Here is a 24,239-nt window from a genome sequence, read left to right as displayed (position 1 = left end):
ATCACAACCTTAAAAGATCGCCCTGCAACTGCTCCCACAACTCGGCGGCACCGGGAAACTCCGTGCCGTCTTCGGGGCTCAGGTCATCCGGGTCATAGCGACTCAAACAGCCCTCACCCAATGTGGCGGGCGCCTTGGAAGTGGCTTTATCCAGTGGATCGGTCATGGTCATGTTCTCTCTTCACCTGGATCGTTCCCACGCTCTGCGTGGGAATGATCCGCAGGCCATCAGAACACGACAGTTTTATTGCCGTGTACCAACACCCGGTCTTCCAGGTGATAACGCAGACCACGGGCCAGCACCATTTTCTCGACGTCACGGCCAAAGCGCACCATGTCTTCAATACTGTCGCTGTGACTCACGCGCACTACGTCTTGCTCGATGATCGGACCAGCGTCCAGCTCTTCGGTTACGTAGTGGCAGGTGGCGCCGATCAACTTCACACCGCGCATCGAAGCCTGGTGATACGGCTTGGCGCCGACAAACGACGGCAAGAAGCTGTGATGAATATTGATGACCTTATGGGCATATTCGCTGCACAACTCAGGCGGCAGAATCTGCATGTAACGTGCAAGGACCACCACTTCGGCCTCGTGCTGTTTGACCAGGCGCGAGACTTCGGCGAAGGCCGGTTCCTTGTTCTGTGGGTTGACCGGGACATGGTAGTAAGGAATACCGTGCCACTCGACCATGCTGCGCAAATCATCATGGTTGGAAATCACGCAGGCGATTTCACAGTCCAGTTCATCGCTGTGCCAGCGGTGCAGCAAGTCGGCCAGGCAGTGGGATTCACGGCTGGCCATCAACACCACGCGTTTCTTCTGCTCGGTGTCGGTGATGCGCCAGTCCATCGAGAACTCTTCGGCAATCGGTGCAAACGCTTCGCGAAAAGCTTCGATACCGAAAGGCAACGAATCGGCACGAATTTCGTGACGCATGAAGAACCAGCCACTGAGATTATCCGAGTGATGGCTCGCTTCAGTGATCCAGCCGTTATGTGACGCCAGAAAGTTACTGACTTTAGCAACGATGCCGACGCGGTCCGGGCAAGCAATCACCAGCCGAAAAGTGCGCATGAGGGTCAAACTCCAGAACTTCGCAAAGGCCGCCATTCTAGCGATTGCGCAGCAAAACTGCAGTATTGATGACGTATGGCTTTTCCCGCAGGGCCGGTACAGGTTCTGGAAGCACCAGGCTGCCCCACGCGATGGTGTTCTTGCGGGCAATCTTCAAGAGGTCAACTGTGAATATTTGTGACGCTATTTAACTGTCTCTCCAATGTGCGTCCTATTCCTCAACTAATTTAAATAAAACTCTGGTTAAATGTTTACTTGATGAAACACCCTGACTATTATTGTCGCACTGTCACCTGCCATCCAGCGCCCAACATAAGGTAGTCCTCATGTCCTTGATCAACGAATATCGCGCCACCGAAGAAGCTATCAAAGAGCTGCAAGCCCGTTTGAAGAATCTGTCCCAAGACGACAAACTGCAAACCGAGCTGGAATTCGAAGGCAAACTGCGTACCCTGATGGGCGAATACTCCAAATCCCTGCGTGACATCATCGCGCTTTTGGATCCAGAGTCCAAAACCAAGGCTCCACGTGGCGGCGCAGTAAAAACTACCGGCACCAAACGTGCTCGCAAAGTTAAACAATACAAAAACCCGCACAACGGCGAAGTCATCGAAACCAAAGGTGGCAACCACAAAACTCTGAAAGAGTGGAAAGCCAAGTGGGGCGGTGATGTGGTTGAAGGCTGGGCTACCCTGCTGGGCTAAGCCGCAAGCGTGTCGCAGCCTGATCGCGACTCAAAAGAACGCCAGCGAATGCTGGCGTTTTTTTATGTCTGGAATTCAAGCGGCAATCATTTTCGTTTTCAAAGACTCAAACGTTTGCGTAATACCTGGACATGATTCTGCCATTCATCCAGAACCATTCGCTGAAACGATGTAGCACTAGTCATCGATTGAGCAGCCGCCTCCAGAAAACTATCCAGCGTATTTGGCGCGCCCCACTCGGGTGCACACAAACGTTTCTGACAGAATATTCGCCAGCGTTCTTGCTCTTCCACGCTCAACGTATCGGGAAAGTTGCGTGCGCGATAACGAAACAATAATTCTGGCAAGCGTTCATCATCGAAAGGCCACAGTTCTTGTGCTAATTGCGCTGGGTCGGCGGTTCTGACTTGCTCACATAGACGGCGGTCCCGATCACCGATAAAACCGTCGTATAACTGTTGCTCGGGGTCTTGGCTCGAAGAGAAATCGTCGCGGGAGTAAATGTCTGACACTTTATCTCGCCAAACTTGTTGTGCGTCACTTAGCCGCAGCGCCCGCTCCTGATAAAGCGCCATATCCAGTCCCAAACGCTGCTGATCGTCAGGACGAAGTACCGATAACGGCGCCACTACCGGGCACTTGTTGATGTGTATCAGCTTGAGCGGCACCGGCAGTTCACCTTCGGCCAAATCATCGCGGCGGGTATAAAGCCGCTGACGCAAGGTTTCGGCATCCAGATCGAGAAGCCCCTGAGGGTCCAGGTGCAAGTCACAGACAATCAGCGCGTTGCGATTGCGGGGATGCCAGGCCAACGGCAGCACCACACCCACATAGTTGCGGGCCGCCGAAAGCGCCCGGAAATATGCACCATCGGCTGCAACAGCCGAATTTGATCCATGACCTTTTGTTTGCCGCGCAATTGAAACAGCCAGTCATACAACTTCGGCTGTTTTTCCCGAATCAGACGCGCCAGGGCGATGGTGGCGCGAACATCCGACAGCGCCTCGTGTGCATGCCCGTGATCGATGCCATTGGCCGCGGTCAGGCGTTCGAGTTTGAGCGTGACTCGCCCTTCGTCGTCCTTGGGCCAGACGAGGCCATCGGGACGCAAGGCATAAGCCGCGCGCACCACATCGATCAGGTCCCAGCGACTGTTGCCGCCCTGCCACTCCCGTGCGTAGGGGTCGAAAAAGTTTCGATACAGGCTGTAACGGGTCATCTCGTCGTCGAAACGCAACGTGTTGTACCCGGCCCCACAAGTGCCGGGCGCCGCGAGCTGGGCATGCACCCGTGTCATGAAATCGGCTTCGCTCAAACCTTGCTCGGCCAGACGCGCGGGCGTAATACCGGTGATCGCGCACGCCGCCGGATGAGGCAGGATGTCGTCGCTGGGCTGGCAATAAAGGTTGACCGGTTCGTCTATTTCATTGAGATCGAAGTCGGTGCGAATCCCCGCCACTTGCAGCGGGCGGTCGCAACGGGGGTTGATGCCAGTGGTTTCATAGTCGTACCAGAAGATCGAGGTCACGGGTTGTTCCTGAACTGAAGACCGGCGAAGTCTAGGCGCACATATACCGCCCCGACCAGAATCTTGTCATTCAATCATCTCTGACCACGCACCGTGCAATACATAGTTATGTCGTTTTCCCCCAAGAGGCTGCTAGCATCGAACGGAAATCGAATCCGGACCAGGCCACATCAAGGTTGCCCATGCTCGAGACCACAGCACTGCCAGGGAAAGCGACGCTGGCCCGGCCACTGGACACGCGGTATCACGTCGAAACGCCCGAAGGCATCGACTTGCCGCTGCGCCCGGCCGGGTTGATGGTGCGGGCGCTGGCGTTCGCCATTGACCTGGGCCTGCGTGGGTTAATTCTGGGCCTGCTGTTTATTATGTTGGCGTTTCTCGGAAAACTTGGCGCCGGGCTTGGCTCGATTCTGCTGTTCGTGGTGAGCTGGTGGTACATGGTGCTGTTCGAGATGCTTAATCAGGGCCGCTCGCCGGGCAAGCAATGGATGGGGTTGCGCGTGGTGCATGACGATGGCACGCCGATCGGCTGGTCCGCGTCCTTGCTGCGCAACCTGCTGCGATTTGTCGACATGCTGCCGTTCGGCTACTTTCTCGGGGCGATCAGCTGCCTGCAACATCCCACCTTCAAACGCCTCGGCGACCTGGCTGCCGGTACGCTGGTGATCTACCGCGAACAACCACTCACCCGACCGCAGTTGCCTGATGTCTCGCCGCGGCGCGCAGCCTTCGCGCTGACGCTGAGCGAGCAACGCGCCATCCTCGGGTTTGCCGAACGCCAGGGTGAACTCTCCGAGGCACGGGCCAACGAGCTCGCCGCGATACTCGCGCAACCGTTACAGGTATCTGCGCCACAGGCGAGGGCCGAACTCAACGGCATCGCCCGTGGACTGTTGGGCCCCACATGAAGCAAAGCCTTTTCGAAAGTCGCCACAGTGCCGAATGGGAGCAGTTTGCACTCATGCTTGAACGGCTGGAACGCGGCAAGGACGCCTCAGGAATCGCCAGTTTTCCCAGCGATTATCGACGGATCTGCCAACACCTGGCCCTGGCTCAGGAGCGCGGCTACAGCAGTTTCCTGATCGACTCATTGCAGCAACAGGTCCTGCGCGGACATCAACAGCTTTATCGGCATCGCAGTCGACTGGGTGCCAACGTGTTGAGTTTCATCCTCGCCGATTTCCCGCGACTGGTGCGTGAGCAGTGGCGTTTCGTTTTTGCCGCCAGCCTGATGTTTTTTGGCAGCCTGATCGGCTTCGCATTGTTGGTGTATCTGTTCCCGGAGCTGGTCTACAACCTGATCCCCGCCGAGCAGGTCAGTGAGATGCAAAGCATGTACGATCCCGTCGCCGGTCATCTGGGGCGCTTGGCAGATCGGGCAGCCAGCGAAGACTGGGTGATGTTCGGTTACTACATCATGCACAACATCGGCATCGCTTTTCAGACCTTCGCCAGTGGTTTGCTGTTTGGCTTGGGTAGCGCGTTTTTCCTGTTCTTCAACGGTTTGATGATCGGAGCAGTGGCCGGGCACCTGACGCACATTGGTTACGGGCAAACCTTCTGGTCGTTCGTGATTGGCCATGGCGCTTTCGAACTGAGCGCCATTGCCCTGGCCGGCGCCGCAGGACTGCAACTGGGCTGGGCCTTGATCGCGCCGGGGCGTTTGCCCCGCGCCGAAGCCCTGCAACTGGCAGCGCGCAAGAGCGTGTTGCTGATTTGCGGGGTCATGCTGTTTCTGCTGATTGCGGCGTTTATCGAAGCCTACTGGTCGTCGCGGACCGGGCTCGCGCCGCTGACCAAATACCTGGTCGGCGCGGCGCTCTGGTGCCTGGTGGCGACTTATCTGCTGTTCGCCGGACGGACGCGCCATGCGTCTGAGTGATGCCAGTGTGGTGATCCGTCCGCGCACGACCTGGGAAGCCATGGATCTGGGGGTACTGCTGAGCCAGCGCCACCGACGCCTGTTGATGACCAGTTGGGCGATCGTGACCTTGCCGATCTTCGCCCTGCTCACCTTGCTGCTGTGGGATTCACCCTCCCTCGCCGTGTTCCTGTTCTGGTGGCTCAAACCGGCGTTCGATCGGCTGCCGCTGTACATCCTGTCCAAAGCCATGTTCGGTGAAACCCCCACGCTGAAGCAGGCCCTGCGCCAATGGCCACGCCTGCTCAAGCCACAACTGCTGGCCAGCCTGACCTGGCGCCGCCTGAGCCTGAGCCGCAGTTTTCTGATGCCGGTGGTGCAACTCGAAGGCCTGGGGGGCGAAGCACGCCAACAACGTTTACGCGTGTTGCTCCAGCGCAACGCGGGTGCCGCGCAGTGGCTGACGATCATCGGCGTGCATCTGGAAACCGCGCTGTGGATCGGCTTGATGGTGCTGTTCTACATGCTTTTGCCGCAACAGGTCGAACTCGACTGGGGCTGGCAGACCTTGATCGCCGCCGCCACTCAAGACTGGCGCTGGCTGGAACACCTGACCAATACCTTTTACGTTCTGGTGCTGATTGTCTGGGAACCGATTTATGTGGCCTGCGGTTTCAGCCTTTATCTGAACCGGCGCACGCGACTGGAAGCCTGGGATATCGAGCTGGTGTTTCGCCGAATGCGTCAACGCTTGACCAGCGCGGTTGTCACGCTGCTGCTGGCCGCGATCCTGCTGGTGCCGACGGCGCAAAGCGTCTGGGCTGCCGAACCGGTTATTTCACCGGACTCTGCGCGCCTGCTGGACCAGCCACTGACCAGCCAGGCGTCCCGGGACAGCATCAAGGCCATCCTCGATCAGCCACCATTCAAGAACAAGGAAACGGTAACGCGCTATCGCTTTGGCGAAGACAAACCCGCCTCCGACACTGCCGACGATGGTCAAACGCCCGCATGGCTGAAGGCTCTATTCAGCTTGCTGGAAAGCCAACGCTTCGGCGTATTGGCCAACCTGATCGAGGTATTGCTGTGGGGCGCAGTGATCGGCGCTATTGGGTTATTGATCTGGCGTTACCGCGACTGGTTGCAGGCGTTCGTCAGCCGCCGACCTACGTTAAATCGTAAAGTCGCGCGGCCATTACCGCAGCAGGCGTTCGGCCTGGACCTCAACCGCGAAACCCTGCCCGCCGACATCGCAGCCAGCGCCGAAAGCCTCTGGCAGACAAATCCCCGTGAAGCCCTCGGGTTGCTCTATCGCGCCCTGCTCAGCCACTTGCTGCACGACTTCAACATGGCGCTCAAACCCGCCGACACCGAAGGCGAAGTTCTTCAACGCGTCGAACAACTGCAACAACCTGCCTTGCTGGCCTTCAGTAAAAACCTCACCGGGCACTGGCAGAACATGGCGTATGGGCATCGATTGCCCCCGCGCATTTGCAACAGGAACTTTGTGATGGCTGGCGCATGTTGTTCGGCCCGGGAGCGGTCCGTTGAACCGGCGCTTGTGGCTTTCAGTCGGTGCGTTCATCGCCCTGCTAGTGTGTGCACTGGGTGTTTACCTGTATTTCAAGGCCATACCCTATCCAGCAGAAATCGATCACGGCCCATCGCCCGAAGCCCAGGCCAACCCCTATCTGGCAGCCGAGCATTTTCTGCGTAAACAGGGCCTGACCGTCAATCACGCCAACAGCCTCGACATCCTGCCGACCCTCGAACCTCATCAGCGCAGTTTGTTGTTGCTGGGCGATCGATCGAGGATGTCGCCGCGACAGGTGAATCAGGTGTTGAACTGGACCCGGGCCGGTGGACGTCTTTTATTCGTCGCCGAAGCCCTGTGGGATGAAAAGACCGGTCAGAGCAATGACCTGCTGCTCGACCGGGTGCAACTGCACCAATCCCTGAGCAAAGACCTCAAGGAACCGCCACCCGATCTCAATGACGACCCCTACCCCAAGCTGACCAAGCTCTACCTGGAAAACGAAGAGGCGCCGGCCTACTTCAGCTTCGATACCGCGTTCCACCTCGACGATCCGAAAAACCTAGCCCAGGCTTGGGCCAACAGTGGCAAAGCCACGCACATGATGCAGCTAAGCCACGGGCTCGGTTCGATCACCGTGGTCACCGACGCCGACCTCTGGAAAACCCCGGCCATCGACCAGTACGACAACGCCTGGCTACTGTGGTACCTGACGGCCGACACAGACGTGACGCTGCTGTTCAATACCGATCACGACAGCTTGCTGACCTTGCTGTGGCGCTACTTTCCACAAGCCTTGGTGACCCTGATCGCCTTGATCGTTTTCGGGTTCTGGCATGTTGGCGTGCGCAACGGCCCGTTGCTGGAACCGGCCACGAGAGCCCGCCGCCAGCTTCAGGAACACCTGCGTGCCAGCGCCGGTTTCATGCTCCGTCACAACGGTCAGCACAGCCTGTTGCAAGCCTTGCAACAAGACATCCTGCGGCGTGTCCGTCACCGTCATCCCGGTTTTGAACAACTCGGCGTTGCCGAACAGTGGCTGGTGCTCGCACGCCTGACCGGCCAACCCACACGCGCCATCAGCCAGGCCATGAGCCCGCGACCGAAGCAGCGGCTGCCCAGCGCTGAATTCAGCCGTCAGGTCGCCCACCTGCAAACCTTGAGGAACGCCTTATGAGTGAACAGATCGAGCCCGGCACACAGCCCCACGCCGTCCAGCAGCGCCAGCGCGCCAGTCAGTTGGCCCAAGCGATAAGGACGGAACTGCAAAAAGCCGTGATCGGACAGAACATCGTCATCGACGATGTGCTTACCGCCCTGATCGCTGGCGGCCATGTGCTGCTCGAAGGTGTGCCGGGATTGGGCAAGACGTTGTTGGTGCGCGCCCTCGCTCGCTGCTTCGGCGGTGAATTCGCACGCATCCAGTTCACCCCGGACCTGATGCCCAGCGATGTCACCGGGCACGCGGTGTACGACTTGCAAACCGAGCAATTCAAACTGCGCAAAGGCCCGCTATTCACCAACCTGCTACTGGCTGACGAGATCAACCGTGCCCCGGCGAAAACCCAGGCGGCGTTGCTCGAAGCCATGCAGGAACGCCAAGTCACCCTCGAAGGCCGCGCCCTGCCCATCGCGCAACCGTTCATGGTGCTCGCCACGCAAAACCCCATCGAACAGGAAGGCACTTATCCGTTGCCGGAAGCCGAGCTCGACCGCTTCATGCTCAAGGTGCGCATGGATTACCCCGATGCCGAGCAGGAATTGAACATGGTGCGCCAGGTCAGCCGCTCGACCCGGGCCGACATGCTCGACGTGCAACCATTGCGCACGGTGTTGCAAGCCAAGGACGTGCTGGCCTTGCAACGCATTGCCAGCGATCTGCCGCTGGACGATCAAGTGCTTGATTACGCCATACGTCTGGCCCGCACCACCCGAACCTGGCCGGGGTTGACCCTGGGCGCCGGGCCACGTGCGTCAATCGCGCTGGTACGTTGCGCTCGTGCCCGGGCCTTGTTGCGTGGTGGCGAGTTCGTGATTCCCGATGACATCAAAGGTTGCGCGCTGGCCGTTCTGCGTCATCGTGTGCGAATTGCCCCGGAGCTGGACATCGAAGGGCTGGAAGTCGATCAGGTGCTCAGGCAGTTACTCGATCAAGTGCCGGCGCCGCGTCTGTGAAACCCGCTACTTCGGCAAACGATACTCCTGTGGCGAGGGGGCTTGCCCCCGTTCGGCTGCGAAGCAGTCGCAATACAGGTAAACGCGTTTTACCTGACACTCTGTGTCGGCTGGTTCCAGGGCTGCTTCGCCCCCCAGCGGGAGCAAGCTCCCTCGCCACAAAAGGTATACGCCGATGAAACCCACGCGCCTGCAGCTGATCTGGCTCGCAGTCCTGCTGGCCATCGGCATCGTGCTCGGCGCATTGCGGGCGCTGGACATCGCGGTCCCATCGAGCCTTTTGGCGATCAACTGGGGATTACTGTTAGCGCTGCTGGCCTCGGCGATACTCGACGCCATCCGCCTCAAACGCCTGCCCTCTCCACACGTACAACGACAAATGCCCGGCAGCCTGGCGCTCGGCCGATGGGGTGAAGTGCGACTGGAGGTCGAGCACGATTTTGCCCAACCGCTGAACATACAGATATTCGACCATGTGCCGCATGGCCTGGACTTCGAACACCTTCCGTTGTCCGTCGAACTGCAACCCGGCCAACAGAGCCAGATCGGCTATCGCCTGCGCCCACTCAAGCGCGGCCACTTCACCTTCGAACACTGTGAAATCAGCCTGCCAAGCCCAATGGGCCTGTGGTCGGACAAACGTCTGTTGAATGTGCTCGACAACACCCGCGTCTACCCCGACTTCGCCCGCCTCTACGGTGGACAATTGCGAGCTGTGGATAACTGGCTCAACCAGATTGGTGTACGCCAGCTCCAACGACGCGGCCAGGGGCAGGAATTCCATCAATTACGCGAATTTCGCGAAGGCGACAGCCTGCGCCAGATCGACTGGAAAGCCACCGCCCGCCACCGCACCCCCATCGCCCGCGAGTACGAAGACGAGCGCGACCAGCAAATCATCTTCCTGCTCGACTGCGGCCGACGCATGCGCAGCCAGGACGGCGAAATGTCGCATTTCGACCACGCCTTGAACGCCTGCCTGCTGCTCGCCTACACCGCCTTGCGCCAAGGCGATGCCGTCGGCCTGAGCACCTTCGCCAGCAACCAGCCCCGCTACCTCGCCCCGGCCAAAGGCAGCGGCCAGCTTAACTTGCTGCTCAACACCGTCTACGATCTGGACAGCAGCCAGCGCCCGGCCGACTATCTGGCTGCTGCCAACCAGCTACTGACCCGGCAAAAACGCCGGGCGCTGGTGGTGTTGGTGACCAACCTGCGGGATGAGGACGATGAAGATTTGCTCACCGCCGTCAAACGCCTGGGCAAGCAACATCGAGTGTTGGTGGCGAGCCTGCGGGAGGAAAGGCTCGACAGTCTGCGGCAAACGCCAGTGCAGGACTTGACGGAGGCGCTGGCTTATTGCGGGGCGGTGGAATATTTGAATGTGCGGGCCGAATTTCATAAGCGGCTGACTATTCATGACATCTCCGTTCTGGATTCATGTCCCAGCGAACTGGGCACTGCGTTGGTGACGCGGTACATAACATTGAAAAAGACCAAAACCTTATAAGCCGCCACCCAGACTTACTTATTAAAAAGCATTATTGAAGAACCACAGGCAAACATCAGACATAGTCTTTATTGTATGGATTATAAACCTTCAAGCGACGAATACTCTGCTGACTTATCGTTGTAGCGAACTCCCCTTTAGCATCAGTCCGTTTATTTTCTTCACCACCAGGATACTCCAGAATAACTTTCACACCACTTATTACCTTTTCCGTAAACGCAGATTTTACCCGAATGTGATAACTGGTCCATTCGATATCTGGCCATTGATGATGTGATGTTTGCCATCGCTCAGCTGTTAACAAATTATGCCCCAGCGACATAGTTAATGGCGAAGAGACCACCCACGAATCCACCAATCCCAGTTGCAAGGAAAAATCTCCGTCTTCAGTAGTACTGAGGCAATTCACTTCCCATGTCAGTCCCTCAACCGTTAACTGCCGGACGTTTTCCAACGCGGGAGTGATCACCACACCGAGACTTTCCGCGGATTTCCCGCCCCATAGCAGTTTTACTTCCTTATTCAAAAAATAGCTGGAAGGTTTGGGCCGCACGGTAAACGTGTGCGTGGCACCATGGCAGGGATAGGCGGTACTCGTTTCGAAAGTAACCGGAAACTCGTCGAATATAACGTCTACTTCTTGCGCGATATTAACTATTTCCCCCGGCAATAGCGGTGAATCCGGCAAAGTTGAACCAATTGGAAACTTAAATTTCAAACCAAAAGGACCGCTAGGCGCCTGGTCGGTGAAAATAGACCAGTTCAAGGAGGTGGTTCCCTCTGCCATCTCGCAATATTGTCCAAGGGGCGGATCAAAAACCAGACCTTGCCCTTCTACACCTTCTTGATATTCCAAAGCAAGAAAGGCATCTGGGTCGCCAATAAAAGTGCTGTCTTCATAGTCCAACTTCAGTTCGCAACGTTGTCCCGCGACTAAATTCAGCGTCACCTCGCCCCACTTTACCCTATTGCCATTAACGTAAGGTTTGAAATGCAGACGCCAAGTAGGAGAATAAAATATTAAATCGGACATATTCACCCCCCATTCAAATTAAATAAATTGTAATTTCCATCCAGCAAACCCACCCGACAGGATAGGCTCGCGGCGAGCTAAACACCTTATCTCATTGAAAAAAGCGTTTATTGCTTAGTGAAAACAGAAGTGAATGTCATACGATGCTTCCATCGTATTTATTGAAAATTTTCATTTCGATAATAGTATCGTCGTAAACATCCGCCTGAGCCTCACCCTGTGAATTGGTGTTGTTGTAGCTCGTGTTATCGTTACGCCTGACAGTTACTTGAACACCAGGTGAGGGCTTATTCAAAAACACGGAGATCGCACGAATATGATGCGAATACCATGTAATATCTGGCCATCTATCATGCTCCTCACTCCAACGCTCAGCTCTCACCAAGTTATGCCCTAACGACATAGCTAATGGCGGAGATACTCCCTCCCAACCCACCAACATCAACTGCAAGGAAAAATCCCCAACATTTGTAGTGTCGAGACAATCCAGTTCCCACGTCACCCCCCCTTGCGTCAGCAACTGGTCGTTCTCCAATGGAGGCGTGACTACCACACCGAGACTATCCCCGCCCCATATCAGTTTTATAGGCTTATCCAATAACTGGCTGGAAGGTTTAGGCCGCACGCTGAACGTGTGCCTCGCACCAAGACAGGGATAAGCGACAGCATTCTCTTCGAAATCAAGCGGAAACTCTTCGAATACAACGTCCACTTCTTGCGCGATATTAATCACCTCTCCCGGCAATAGCGGTGAATCCGGCAAAGTTGAACCAATTGGAAACTTAAATTTCAAACCAAAAGGACCGCTAGGCGCCTGGTCGGTAATAATAAGCCAACTCAAGGAAGTGGTCCCCTCTGCCATCTCGCAATATTGTCCAAGGGGCGGATCAAAAACCAGACCTTGCCCTTCTACACCTTCTTGATATTCCAAAGCAAGAAAGGCATCTGGGTCGCCAATAAAAGTACTGTCTTCATAGTCCAGCTTCAGTTCGCAACGTTGTCCCGCGACTAAATTCAGCGTCACCTCGCCCCACTTTACCCTCTTGCCATTAACGTAAGGTTTGAAATGCAGACGCCAAGTAGGAGAGTCAGATTCGTTCTCAGCTTCAGTTTCAGTTTCATTTATTGACATAGACATATCTCGCACCCACTCAAGTTAGATAAATTGGTAGTCCTATCCAGCAAACCTACACAACAAAGTACACTGGCAGTGGGTAAAACATCTTCTCATGGAACCAGAAGGGAATATCAAACAACATTTTCATCGTATCAATTAACAATTCAACAGATGGTTCGCTTTTAGCGATGCAACCTCTCGCTATTAAACTACGATTCAGAAGACGTATAGATCAGTTCAAACTCCAGACGCTGCACCACCCATCCGGCATACCCACCCGATACGGTAGCTTTTAGAAGTCCCTTTCTTACCCCCGACATTTTGAACTCCACCCGCGCCATACCGTCAGCATCTGTTCTCGTCGGAGCAATCAATCTATCGGGGTAATCCCACTTCACTTCAACGTCCTGCAAAGGCTTGCCGGTCATGGCCGACACCACGGCAATGTCCGCTGAAACCCATTCACCCTCCTGACCACTTGGCTTCGGACTGGTGAGCGACTCTATTTTCCGAGGCTCAATCAATGTGTACCGAAATGAAACCGAGTCCCAGTGGTGTTCATCCCCTGTCTTGGCAATCACTTCAGACTCTCTCGGGATCTTCGGGGTAAATTGAATCTTCGCCACGCCGTAGAAATTGGTAACCGTAGATACGCGTCCCACACCCGGCCCTTCCCAATAAACAGGCAGCCCGGCAACAGGCTCACCCAGTCGGGAGACAGCGGTAACAGCAGCCTCGAATTTCCCCCCCAATTAATCGTCTGCAGAACACGGTTGTCGGCAGACAATGTGACGCCCCTGAAGGGTGCGCCCAATGACACGGGTTGGCTCGGCGACAGCGACAGCAATCGTGTGGCCGCCAGGAGAAGCGAGAAACTGCCGTCCGTCACATCGCTGGATATGAGGGTAACGGGCAGATCTTTGTCAAAGTCACGGAAATCACCCAACGGAACGGGCTCTATCGCCATGCTTAATGCATTGGGCCCGGTCCCCGTCAGCCCCAAAGCCACCCGTTGACCACGAAGATAACTTTCCTCATTAGCCGACAACGTGAGATCGAATTCACCGTTATGACGAGGAAGCAGGAAAGACGCTCCCCACTCGCCATCGCCGTCATCCGATTGAACCCTGAGGTCCAGCCACGGATCGCGTTGCAGGGCATTCACTTCGACGGTCTGCACAGTCACGCTGTCGTCATAAGGGTTAACGACTTGGGCCTGGACAGAGATAAGCCCTGCGCGCAACGGTTCGTAATCAAGCCTGGCCCAGCCGTCTTGATCGGTCACCAAGTCACTCAGCGCTTCCTCCTGATCACTCCATGCCACCGTTTTACCGGCAACGGGCGCATCGCTGAACCAGGACCGGAATTGGACTTCCAGATGGACGCTCTCCTCCTTGTCCAGTACGGGATCAATTGCGACCGGGCGCCGCTCACCCGGCTTGAGTTTATTGTGGTCAATGCTCAACGCTACGGGTGCCGCGGGCCTGGACTTCCCGCTTTGCTCCGTCAGCAAAATATTGTATTCAGCCTTTTGCGGTACATCACGGCAGTCGATGCTCAGCTGCACGCCCCCCGCGGTGATGACCTGCCCCGTGGTTTTGTCTGGGGTGATGACCAGCCCGGGCGGCGGCTCCGCGCCGGACCAATGCAATTCCAGGCCCAGTAAGGGGCTGAATGCGTGAGGCAGCACTCGCAGGGTGTGAACGGCTCCCAGACACGGGTACAAAGTTTTCTCGGCCATCATTGAAGGCAGTTGATCGAACAGCAGCGTGGCTTCGTCTTTGATGCTTTCGCCCAACAGACGACCTGAAAGCTCGCGCTTCTCTTCCAGATAACCGCTGGTCACTTCCAGTTCGAACAAACCGATGTCTGAAGCGTCAGAAGTGACCGTCCACTCCAGCCCCTCTTTCGTCAGGGGACGAGGAGCTCCCAGTGCCGGGACAAATACCAATCCCGGTAGGGGATCCGTCCCGCCACGCCAATTCAAGGTAACCGGCTGACCGATAAACGGGCTTTCATCGTTCGTGGGGGCGATCCGGAATTTATGAGTACTGCCACTGCGACAAACCACGCCCCACTTATTTCTATCGATCACCTGCGTATCCAGCGAGCACTCGATATGGTCTTTCCAGCCGCTGGTGGACCGTGAGATGACCGTGAACGAATGTTCCAGCGGCACGCCGCCATCAGGTAGTTGAACCTGCGCGATTATCTCGTATGTCTGCGCATGGGTCGGTGTATGGAATACGCTGGCCCAACCGCCTGCGCCCGTCAGCGTTGTGACCTGGTCATCGCCAATGATCCAGTCGATGGATATATTGAGCGCCGGCTCATCTTTCTTGGTCAGCACTTGCAGCATGCAATGAACGCTATCGCCCTCATCCACCAAGGGTGACTTGTTGGCTTCTCGCCAATCACCGATTTTGAATGTATTGCGCGCCAGCGACATGGCGTTACTGCGGGAATCACGCAGCAAGTGAGGGCTCGATAGAAACAAACCGAATCGCGCGTCCAGCTTGTCGCCGCAAAGCAGCGTCCACGCCAGCTCGATGCTGTCGGCTACAATCAATTCGTCAAAATCAGGATCGAGAGTGACGTCCAGCTCTCCGGGCAAGTGTCCACCCTCGCTCCAGTGCACCGCGATCGACTCATCCCGCAAAGGGCTGTCCTCAGGCAGAACCACTGTGAATGGATACGAGCTGGCCCGGTCGGGATAACCAGTTTTTCTCCCCAGATTGCAGCCGGCCCGTCTTCGAACCGGACCTGTACCGCTTTAAAGGGGTCGAACTCAAGGACGCGAATATCGAACGACTGCTGGACGCTGGCATCCTGGTAATAGGGGCTCGACACCGTAGCCCTGATCACCTGTTCCCCTTTAAGGGTGGGCGTAAAATCGAAAGAGGCTTTGCCCTCCCTGTCGCTCTCGCCGCGATACAGAATCTCCTGGCCCAAACTCCAAGTCACCTCCTGGCCCGGGACGGGTTGGCCGGTGTAATACGACACCACCTGAACCTGCAGCGGCACCGTCTGCTTGTATTCCAGAACAGGCCAGAAACCGGCCTCTTGAACAACGTTCATTTCCAGCCGATGGTGACCGAGGGAAACATCCATCGTGTAGGGTTGCGCCGTGTACTGGCTGTGAAGCGACAGCGAGAACAGAAAAGGCGCATCCCCCTTCAGCACCGGGCAGTCGAGACGCCAGGCCAGATCCAGCGACTGGTTCTCACCCAACTGTGGCTCAATGAGGATGGCTTCCTGCGGATTGTCCACGGTCCACAACGCCGCCGGTAAGGCGGCCCATGGGCTATCCGGCAACGGCTCGAAGCGTAGTTGATGGGCAGTTTCACCCTCGGCGCCCATGCACAAATAAAGCGTCTGCCCGGTTTCGAACGACTGGTCATCATTAATCATTCGCTGCAACTGCAACGGCGCAAGCACCAAATGCAGCTCGATCAACGTCACGATCACTTCTTGGTCAGGGACATTGGAGGGGTCTTTCACCTGGGAAAACATGACCTTCAACTGGTCACCTTGCTGCAGGTCAAGGTCGAGGAACATTTCATGTTCAACAAGAGCCAATTCCAACGGTTCAGCCCCGTTTTGATGAAGCGGCTGGGCCTGCAGTCTGACTTCGACCTTTAGATCATTACGTGTGTTGACTACAGAGGCCATGCCATACGTTGCACCACGAACTTCATAGAAAAACGTGAGGCGGTACCGCGCATCGTTCCCTTTCCCACTGAACGGTACATCAATCATTTGATGCGCCGCAGCCTCGTTTTCCATGGACAAATAGTTGAAATAATCCCCTAGCCACCAAGCACCTCTAACGTTGAATTGCGTGCCCTCCCACCATTTGTCGGCCTGACTAAGATCGCCATCGACTACCAGGTTGGTGTTGGCATTAGGCGCACGATCATTCATGGCGGCTTACCTTTGCAGAGGTTTCAGTTCCAGGATTTTTGTTCCCTACCAGCTCCTCCACCTTCGCTGCAAACTTCGCATCTGCGACTTTGGCGGTATAGCGAACCTTGAGCACGATATCGGTCAACGCCGCCAACTGCGCTTCCTGTTGCGGCCGTTCGTGCCAGGGAAATTTCAGTTGCCAGCGGGAAACGGCCCCAGTGTTTTCAAAGGGATTGAGCAAACCTTCATCGGCTTTGAACGTCGTCAACCCCATATCGTCCAGCCCACTGGACAATGCCACCTGCTGGCCACTGCCCAGATTGATCAGCACGTCCGAGGGGGCTACTGAGTCGCCGGGTGAATGCAGGTATTCCAGGGACGCGATCGACGGTTGGGTGGCGGTATAACTGCCTACTTGCGTCAGAATGGCCCGGGTATCTTCGAAGGGCCCTTTTATCAACGGCAGCGTGACCTCTATGGCGCTGATCTGGCGGCAATAATGATTGGTGTAATCACGGTCAAACAGCAGTTGGCCCAGTGAGAAGCTCAAGGTGCCGCCCTGCTGGAGTTCGTCGAGCGCCTCCGTCCATGAACCGGGCTCTTGCTCGTACGAGCTGTCGTCAAACAACTGACGTAACGAAACGGTCTTGACCAGCTCAAGGCGCCGTTCGTAGCGTTGCAGGTAATTGGCCTCCATGCGCAGCAGGTCCAGACGCAAAGAGTCGCCCGCCGTCAGGCCATGGCGATGATCGAGCCAGACGTCCGGCCGAATCGTTGCGGTATCGAACTCGCAGGTTTCCGCTCGCAGCGCCGCCTGGGCACTCAGACACAAGCTGACAACGGCATCGCAGGCCTGGAAGTGCAGGGTTTTAAGCTGCCCCAAGTGCCAGCGATACAGCTCCAGGTTACTGGCTCGTTTTTTTAGAAACTCGAACAGATTCAACGCCTGGGCATTGGCCTTCAGGGTTTGTTCAAGGCCAGCCTGGGCTGCGGCGATGGAGCATTGCTGAGCCTCGATTTGCGCATCGATGGCATTGATTTCCACCCCGGCCTGATCACGGGCCAGCCGCCATTCCTGCCGGCGGCGCCGATAGTTTTCCGACGTCTGGGATTTCTCGGCATCCTTGAGAAGGATATCAGCGGCAATCTGGATGCCCAAACCCACGGCTTGGGGAATGCTGCCCGGTCGATGCCCACCGTTTGCCCCCACCCCAAAGATATTCGGGAAGGCATCGATGACTGAACCTGCCACGAAAAACCCGGTACTGGTGGCCGACAAAGTCTTAACCGTATCGAGCTCGGCCATGACGCTGTATTCGCCCGATGAAATGTTCTCCCGCTCCAGCTCCTCGTAGTGCGAACGGCGCTCCTCGGCCATCGTCCTGCTTCGTTGCAAGGCGCTCAGGCTGGCACGCTGTTGCGCGTTGGTTTCCTCGTGGACTTTTTGTGCAAAATCCCCAAGTTCCACCAAGTGCCGTTGCTGGACCTCTTCCAGCTCTGCGCGATCGGCCTGCTCCAGCAGACGCATCACCTGGTTGCCGAATTCCTGTAACAACTGCACAGAACGCAACGCCGTATCGAACAGCACTCGCCAGCGGAATGCCGCCACGCGTAACTGGCCTCCCATAAACCGCGCGGCACCCGTGCCACCGGCCGCCAGGCTGTTCAATAGCTGACTGGGGTCTACCGGGGGGCTGAAGAACGGAATCGACAAGGGTTTGCCATCGATCGTGAGGTTATGGCGCAGGTTAAACATCCGGCTGGCCGGCAGGTCAAACAGCTCCAGCAACCGAGGGCTGATCGGTAACTTGAACGATTTGGTGCCGCATGCGAATGGAGCCTCGAAGTGCTTGGCACTTAGGGGTAATTGAGTTGGGTCCACAGCAAGCGCTTCTTCGAAGGCTTGCAGGTTCGGCTTATCGACGATCTCCTTGATCAGCTCCTTCAGAGCGGTCGACGTCCATTTGCTCACCGTCTGCTTGATGGGCGCAGACCCCATCAATGTTTTTGCACGCGTGTAGTGCAATTTGGCAACGGCAAGGCTGTCTCGGGTCAGTTGACGATAGTGCCAATCGCCCCAGGCCATGATGTTGCTGACATAGTCGAGAAAAATCACCGTTTTGTAATGCCGGGGCGATGAGTAGGCAATCGCGTCCGGGTCAGTCGGTGCCTTCACCTCGTAGGCGATATTGGCCTGGTCGACATTTAACGGGCGGCAGCGCCAATACTGAGGTTTAGGGTTGGGCACGCCGGGGAGGTCGGCCGGAGCCTGCGGGTCGAACAGGTAATGTAACCACTGCTGGGCCTCGAGAAAGCGTTCTTCATCACGTAACCGGCACGCCACCAGATGAGGCAGGTGGAAGAACAGTTCCCAGAAAAACAAACCGTTGCAACCGTCGAAAGGGCCATTGGGTTCGCTCCCCTCGGGCAATGGTGGCTCTCCAGGGAACTGGGTGGTCCAGTCAAGCACCGCGGCCATGGACACATGGGTACGAAACACCAGCTCGCCACCGATCAGCGTATTCATGCGCACGTACTTGAGTTTGATCGGCTGACTGAAATTCAGAAACTGCGCGCCTTTTTCATTGGTTTTCAGCAATGTCGGCAGCAGCTTGACTTCAGGAACGCTTTGGACGCGAAGCTCATAGGTCTTAGTGCCGAAATCCGCCACCCCCAAAGTGACGGTAATGTTGGTATTGGCCAATGACTGCCGCTTGATTTCTAGCCAGGGCGTAGACCATCCCCCGCTCCCGGAGTGGCTGCCGGAATACTCTGCAGAATCACCTCCCGCAGCGTATTCGACTTTCAATGCAACCGTTTTGCTAGTTACGCCCCCGCCGGGCACCCGGGAACAATGTCCCTGTACAAACACGTGATCTTCTGTGCCTCGACGAACAACGTAGGCCTTTAATACGTAGTGCGCCGTCAGACTGCCCGGCGTGGTGACTTCTGAAGTTAAAGAGGGAAAGTCCTTGGGCGCTATCGAATGCTGGAGGGTGAACGAATTATCGAACTGCTCCTGCGCAAGATAATCCATCAGAGAGCTTTCATCTGGCACCTTGCGAAACAGCGAATCGCGGGTTTCGTAGATTTCCACCGGGTTGTTGCCCACCGTCGTCCCGCGACCATTGGTCACGTGCACCGCCAGGCGTCCATCGGGGTCGGCCTTGTCGAACACATCACGTAGCGCCACCGCTACCATCCTCAAGCCTGGCGAGACGTCCTCTTTATATTCCGACCGGTGCAAGTTGACGGGTGCCGACCATTGCCCGTTCAAGGCAATGAACGCCACGCTGAGTTCCAACTCATAGGGTTTTTGCAGTTTGTTGTCTGCGTTGAACAATGCCTCATGCCACGTCGCCCATACCAGGCACAACCGGCCGCCCCAGAACACCGGACGGCTGTCCAGCACCTTACCTTCGGCGCCAATGTCGGCCTGTTGCCACTCACTCCAGGCGGTCGGGTTCACGGCCACGGACGAACCGTCGAGCTCTATATCCGCTTTGCGCCAGAAATAACGGTGCGGCTCGATGCGCTCGCGGCCAATGAAGTAATAAACGGCGTCAAGCGGATTTGCGGTACTCATGTAACCATTGAGCACTTCCAGGTTGCAGGTTTCTTCGAACACCCGAAGGTATTCCTGCACACCACGTTGTACCGAATCGGTCGTCAGGCGAGTTTGATTGAGGTTGCTTTCAAGCACCTTGAACAGGCTGGTCTTGCGAATACGCGCATAAGGCGTGATGTAGTCTTCGGGCGTGCATTTAAGCAACTGGCTGGCGGCCCAGACGGGGTAATTATGGGCAATGTCCCAGTCTTCCAGATCCTTGGCGGGGAACTCTCGTCCGACGTAACCCGGCTCCAGTTTCTGGTAGACCGCGTGAATGTATTGCTGAAAACAGCTCACCGCCTCAGCCACCTTAGAGGTCATGACCTGATCGCTGTCGGCAGGATCGGTGCGCAACCATTCGAATAAATTATCCAGCGAGACAATACGTGAATGATCTTCCTCGTTCGCGTCGAGGTCTTTGAGGCCGATGCAAAATTCGATCAGCGCATCACGCCGTAATGCCTTGAGCGCACCCATCTGCAGCGTAATCATGTCAATCTCCTTGTCGATGTCGAGCGTCAATGGCTGGACAATGGCTCATGCCATGCTAAGAGGTGAATCAGCGAATTCGTCGGGGCGGGGTATGAACTCGATCGACCTGAATGTCGTGCTATTGCCATTGGCGATGATTATGGCTTTTACTCTGACGTTCCCGGGTTCGTCGCTGGTGAACATGACCTCAGCCAGGCCGGCCCGGTTTGTATGTGTCACGATCTCAGGGATACTCGGCGAATTGAATTCCCAGAGCACCGACTGATCGGCCGCCAGGTTGCGGTAACGGTCCACAACCGTGAGAAACAACGAGACCGGCGTCCCCACCATCGGCTTGGTCGGCACGGGTGACTCGCGGGTAGGGCCAAGTGTGCTCACATCAAAGCCAATCTCTACCGTCGGGCCCGCCAGCTGCTTGCCCAGGTCATGCTGATAGAACGTCATCGCACTGCCCATGACCGTACCGGCATACAACTTCACGGTTGCCACGCCATAGTCGTCAGTGGGCGTCATCAACGTTTCGAGCTGCCCCAGCGTCGGTCGCCAGTGCACGTTGACTCCTCTCAGCGCTTTACCAGCACGGTTTTGGACGGTGATGGTATAGGTCGCAAACTCGTCAGGTTTGTTCGCGATCAAACGTTCAGGCTTAACCGTAACGGTCATCTGCACATCCTGCCCCACCGAGCCGATGTCATCAGCGATAAGCGGATTTCCCGGCTGGGTCAGGCTGGCCGTGACCCGATCGGCCACAGCCTTGTACTGCTCGTAGCTGCCATCCAGAGGCAGCGTGCCGATCGCCAGGATCGCCTCGGCGTCCATGCCGCTGCGCAAGGCGAACGCCCGGACACGCAACAACACATCAAGCTGGGCCACGGTTCGAATCAGCCCTTCATCCGGGCTCACCCGAAAGCGCACGCCAAAACCTCCCGGGTACTCCAGGTGAACAGTTCAGCCAGTAACTTCGCCGCCGCGTTTTGGACAAGGGTCTTGCCGTCCGCTACAAGGCTTGCCGGTAGCGCACCGACGCGCTGGAAATAACTCACCAGTTGCTCTTCCGGTTTGGCGCTCAGCGCCAGCGCCCGCTTGTAGACGCTGAGGTTGTACAGCGTGGCGAGTGAAAAGGCCGGGGCTGTTTGTCCATGTGGCGTTTGTTCGCGGTTTTCTTCCAGGTGATACTTCAAAAAGATGGTGCTGAGTTCCAACGTGCGGACAATGGAACTGCGCCGCAGAAACTCCGCCAAAATGACCCAAAACGCGTCCTCGGGATGATCAGGCTCCTGACGCCGGGAGACAGCCATTCCATCGAGCGTGGAAGCCGACAAGACCCGAGCCAGCACCTGGTACACCGAGGCACCCGACCAGGTCAGCACCAAAAGCGTGATATCCGAAGTCAGGCCGGAATACCCCGACAGGCCTTCCTGGACCACGCTGTGCTGGCCACTGCGGCAACGCAGCAGCACATCGAGAATTTTTTCTGTCAGTACTGCCTGCTCGCCTTCATCAAGATCCGGCAGAGTTGCCTTTACCGCCCTGTCAATCGTCTCCCGGGCATGGGTCTTGTAAGGCCGCGCCGCCGTTTCTTCAAAATGCAGCACGAGCCCTTTTTCATCCACCAATGCCATGAGCACCTCCAGCCATGGCCGGTTGTTCGGCAGAAGCGGCGCACCACCCATGCTCAACAATTGCTCGGTAAACAGCGCCGCAACAATCTGACTCCTCAACTGTTCAGCCAGCGCGAACTCGACCTGCGAAGGCAACGCGGGGGCGATGGCCGTCGGTACATGCTGGGCGACCCAGTGCACCGTCAGGCCGGCGTCCAGACACCAACGCACACTGTCCACCAACGCCTGAATGACGCTGAGCACATCGGTGTAGTTAGGCCCCTTTTGCCCGGCGATGATCCGCGGTGCGCCTGCCAGACTGAACAGCAGGCTGTTATCGCCACCCATTATCTGCAGCAGCGCCACGGCCTCGATCGGCGTGATCCCGATCAGGCGCGGCAGCTTTGCCATCCGGTAAAAACTGGAAAGAATGGGCACGCTGCGGCGCAACACGGTCACCTTATGGGCCTGCGCGATCACTTGCGCCAGGTAAAGATAGGTTTCCAGCTCGATGCCCAGCGCGCTGCGTATCTGGCTGATCGTCAGCATGTCGGCTTCTGTCTGCGGGATGATCGCAAACTCACCGTCGTCGATCTTCAAGGGACGCGTAAACAGGGTGTTCTCATTGAACACACGGTCGAATTGAGCGGCCTCGATGCCTCGTCCAAAGACAGAAATGTGATGGATAAACACTGAAAAATCTTCGGCGGTGCACGCGAAGTGTTCCCTTAATTCCTGAAACAACCCCAGCGCGCGGATCGTATGGGGGTTATCCAGTACTTCGGTGGCGCAGGTGCGTTCTCAGCCTCCATCGCAGCGACGAGCAACCTGTCGACTTGGTGGGTGGGCAATCCCAGCCATTTGTCCAGGCGCAACTTGCGGTTTATCCGATCGATGCGGGGGTGGTCGAGGTCCTCAAACAGGTTGAATACACTTGCTACGGTGGAATAGATAATGGAAATGGCAGGCGAAACACCTGCGTTGATAAAAACCGAGCCTGAATGCGCACTGCTAACAGATTCGCTACTGTCCGGAACGTAATTTGGCGACAAGGTTGTGGCGAAATCCTTGATCGATAGAAGCGCTTCCATCCCTTGCTGATTCAGCTGAGTTCTGTTGTTGAAATAACTCACCTGAGATGACAGACACTTGTACTGCACCTTCACCAGACCGAAGTTCGCCTTGAAATAGGCTTCTTGTGTTTCCAAAGAAAAAGAGGGTTCGATCAACAGTGTTCTCTGCTCGACACTGAATCGTGCCGCCAGTGAGAGAGCCGCATCCGACTCCTTACTCCGAAGCGGCGGGTAAAGAAAATACGGAGACTTGGGGTCACAGAGCTGCCTTACGCTGCCGACCGATTCCAGATGCTCCCGCGCAAGGTAATTCAGCGTCACCCAGGGCCGATGAAACGGCAGCCCATTGGGGTAACGGCTGCGACTCAAGGCTTTATCGATGTCGAGCTGGCCGCTTTCAGTTTTGATGAATGTTTCCATCACGTGGGTGACGACCTCTACCGAGGGCACGCTGTCATGGACCGTGTTGATATCGACAGGCAATTCGTCGAGGTCCGTGCGGCGATTCTTTAACGGCAATCCTTGTTCGTCCGTGCTCCCGAGCCGATATCCGGCCCAATAGCCCAGGGAGGCCAAATAAGCCGCCGGCGAATGAATGGCTTCAATGGATTGCGGTGAGCACAGCATTTCGTAGGCAGGCTTGAACAAACTGGCATAGGTCGGCCCGTGATCCCCGGCAGGCCATCTTGATCGTTCCGGGTCTACCGGGGCAGGGCCGGTTTGTTGGTGGTGGATATACTGACGCAGCACAGAGGTCGCCAGCGGATTGAGCCGCGTCAGAAACGCCTGTGCCTTGTCACGGTTCATCCCGTAGTCGGCCATCAGCCTGTCGACACCCTTTTCCGCCAAGGCACACACCGAGCCCTGCGTGTCGAAAAACTGGTTGAGCTCAGGCAACGCCTCACGTTCGGACGCATCGAAAAGTCTCTCATAATACTGTCTGGCCAGGCTGTTGGGCGTATCCATGATCCTGATGCTCCGGCGTAGGTGAAACGGTCACAATGAATAATGTCTGGAATAA

Annotated in this window: 17 protein-coding genes and 2 pseudogenes; 7 read left to right on the top strand and 12 right to left on the bottom strand. The window is 56.6% G+C overall.

Annotation, left to right across the window (positions count from 1 at the left end; translation table 11 throughout):
• Nucleotide 1: 1 nt before the first annotated feature.
• Nucleotides 2-172, bottom strand: coding sequence for a hypothetical protein (locus AB4O41_RS23535; RefSeq protein ID WP_460148457.1), 171 nt, complete (start codon nt 170-172; stop codon nt 2-4).
• Between the two features lie 56 nt (nt 173-228).
• Nucleotides 229-1,077 carry a formyltetrahydrofolate deformylase gene (gene purU / locus AB4O41_RS23530; RefSeq protein ID WP_007903852.1) on the bottom strand — a complete coding sequence of 283 codons (849 nt, stop codon included), beginning with the start codon at nt 1,075-1,077 and terminating at the stop codon, nt 229-231.
• A gap of 326 nt (nt 1,078-1,403) precedes the next feature.
• Between purU and mvaT the strand changes: the two genes are divergently transcribed.
• Entirely contained in the window at nt 1,404-1,781 is a 378-nt protein-coding gene (mvaT, locus tag AB4O41_RS23525) for a histone-like nucleoid-structuring protein MvaT (RefSeq protein ID WP_007933316.1), read from the top strand.
• Between the two features lie 98 nt (nt 1,782-1,879).
• Here mvaT and sbcB read toward each other — a convergent pair.
• Nucleotides 1,880-3,309 (bottom strand): annotated as a pseudogene (sbcB, locus tag AB4O41_RS23520) (exodeoxyribonuclease I).
• A 182-nt stretch (nt 3,310-3,491) separates the two neighbouring features.
• Here sbcB and AB4O41_RS23515 point away from each other — a divergent pair.
• The 6 genes and pseudogenes from AB4O41_RS23515 to AB4O41_RS23490 all read left to right on the top strand — a co-directional run bounded on the left by AB4O41_RS23515 (nt 3,492) and on the right by AB4O41_RS23490 (nt 10,386).
• Nucleotides 3,492-4,217 carry an RDD family protein gene (locus tag AB4O41_RS23515; RefSeq protein ID WP_460144884.1) on the top strand — a complete coding sequence of 242 codons (726 nt, stop codon included), beginning with the start codon at nt 3,492-3,494 and terminating at the stop codon, nt 4,215-4,217.
• Nucleotides 4,214-5,191, top strand: a complete 978-nt coding sequence (locus AB4O41_RS23510) for a stage II sporulation protein M (protein WP_460144883.1) — start codon at nt 4,214-4,216, stop codon at nt 5,189-5,191. Before AB4O41_RS23515 ends, AB4O41_RS23510 begins: the two co-directional genes overlap by 4 nt.
• Nucleotides 5,178-6,721: pseudogene (locus AB4O41_RS23505) on the top strand (DUF4129 domain-containing protein). Before AB4O41_RS23510 ends, AB4O41_RS23505 begins: the two are co-directional and overlap by 14 nt.
• Complete coding sequence (locus AB4O41_RS23500; RefSeq protein ID WP_460144882.1) at nt 6,718-7,881, top strand: DUF4350 domain-containing protein; 1,164 nt, start codon at nt 6,718-6,720, stop codon at nt 7,879-7,881. The pseudogene AB4O41_RS23505 and the gene AB4O41_RS23500 overlap by 4 nt, the downstream one beginning before the upstream one ends.
• Nucleotides 7,878-8,879 (top strand): AAA family ATPase, encoded by a 1,002-nt coding sequence (locus tag AB4O41_RS23495; RefSeq protein WP_460144881.1) that lies wholly within the window; start codon nt 7,878-7,880, stop codon nt 8,877-8,879. The genes AB4O41_RS23500 and AB4O41_RS23495 overlap by 4 nt, the downstream gene beginning before the upstream one ends.
• A 175-nt stretch (nt 8,880-9,054) precedes the next feature.
• Entirely contained in the window at nt 9,055-10,386 is a 1,332-nt protein-coding gene (locus AB4O41_RS23490; RefSeq protein ID WP_460144880.1) for a DUF58 domain-containing protein, read from the top strand.
• 55 nt (nt 10,387-10,441) lie between these two features.
• Here the strand turns inward: AB4O41_RS23490 and AB4O41_RS23485 are convergent, their stop codons facing one another.
• The 9 genes from AB4O41_RS23485 to AB4O41_RS23445 all read right to left on the bottom strand — a co-directional run bounded on the left by AB4O41_RS23485 (nt 10,442) and on the right by AB4O41_RS23445 (nt 24,184).
• Entirely contained in the window at nt 10,442-11,419 is a 978-nt protein-coding gene (locus AB4O41_RS23485; protein ID WP_460144879.1) for a hypothetical protein, read from the bottom strand.
• Between the two features lie 136 nt (nt 11,420-11,555).
• Complete coding sequence (locus tag AB4O41_RS23480) at nt 11,556-12,551, bottom strand: hypothetical protein (protein WP_460144878.1); 996 nt, start codon at nt 12,549-12,551, stop codon at nt 11,556-11,558.
• Between the two features lie 194 nt (nt 12,552-12,745).
• Nucleotides 12,746-13,117 (bottom strand): hypothetical protein, encoded by a 372-nt coding sequence (locus AB4O41_RS23475; RefSeq protein WP_460144877.1) that lies wholly within the window; start codon nt 13,115-13,117, stop codon nt 12,746-12,748.
• Nucleotides 13,114-15,150, bottom strand: a complete 2,037-nt coding sequence (locus AB4O41_RS23470; RefSeq protein WP_460144876.1) for a hypothetical protein — start codon at nt 15,148-15,150, stop codon at nt 13,114-13,116. The genes AB4O41_RS23475 and AB4O41_RS23470 overlap by 4 nt, the downstream gene beginning before the upstream one ends.
• Nucleotides 15,102-16,460, bottom strand: coding sequence for an Ig-like domain-containing protein (locus AB4O41_RS23465; protein ID WP_460144875.1), 1,359 nt, complete (start codon nt 16,458-16,460; stop codon nt 15,102-15,104). The genes AB4O41_RS23470 and AB4O41_RS23465 overlap by 49 nt, the downstream gene beginning before the upstream one ends.
• Nucleotides 16,453-20,544, bottom strand: coding sequence for a Tc toxin subunit A-related protein (locus AB4O41_RS23460; RefSeq protein ID WP_460144874.1), 4,092 nt, complete (start codon nt 20,542-20,544; stop codon nt 16,453-16,455). The genes AB4O41_RS23465 and AB4O41_RS23460 overlap by 8 nt, the downstream gene beginning before the upstream one ends.
• A 45-nt stretch (nt 20,545-20,589) precedes the next feature.
• Entirely contained in the window at nt 20,590-21,459 is an 870-nt protein-coding gene (locus AB4O41_RS23455; protein WP_460144873.1) for an Ig-like domain-containing protein, read from the bottom strand.
• Nucleotides 21,444-22,838: a hypothetical protein gene (locus AB4O41_RS23450; RefSeq protein WP_460144872.1), complete on the bottom strand. Its 1,395-nt coding sequence runs from the start codon at nt 22,836-22,838 to the stop codon at nt 21,444-21,446. Before AB4O41_RS23450 ends, AB4O41_RS23455 begins: the two co-directional genes overlap by 16 nt.
• A gap of 35 nt (nt 22,839-22,873) precedes the next feature.
• Complete coding sequence (locus AB4O41_RS23445; protein WP_460144871.1) at nt 22,874-24,184, bottom strand: Tc toxin subunit A; 1,311 nt, start codon at nt 24,182-24,184, stop codon at nt 22,874-22,876.
• Nucleotides 24,185-24,239: the final 55 nt, after the last annotated feature.

The organism is Pseudomonas sp. S2_A02 (assembly GCF_054668495.1).
The sequence above is the reverse complement of the archived record's forward strand: the minus strand, read 5'-3'. Positions and strand labels throughout refer to the sequence as shown.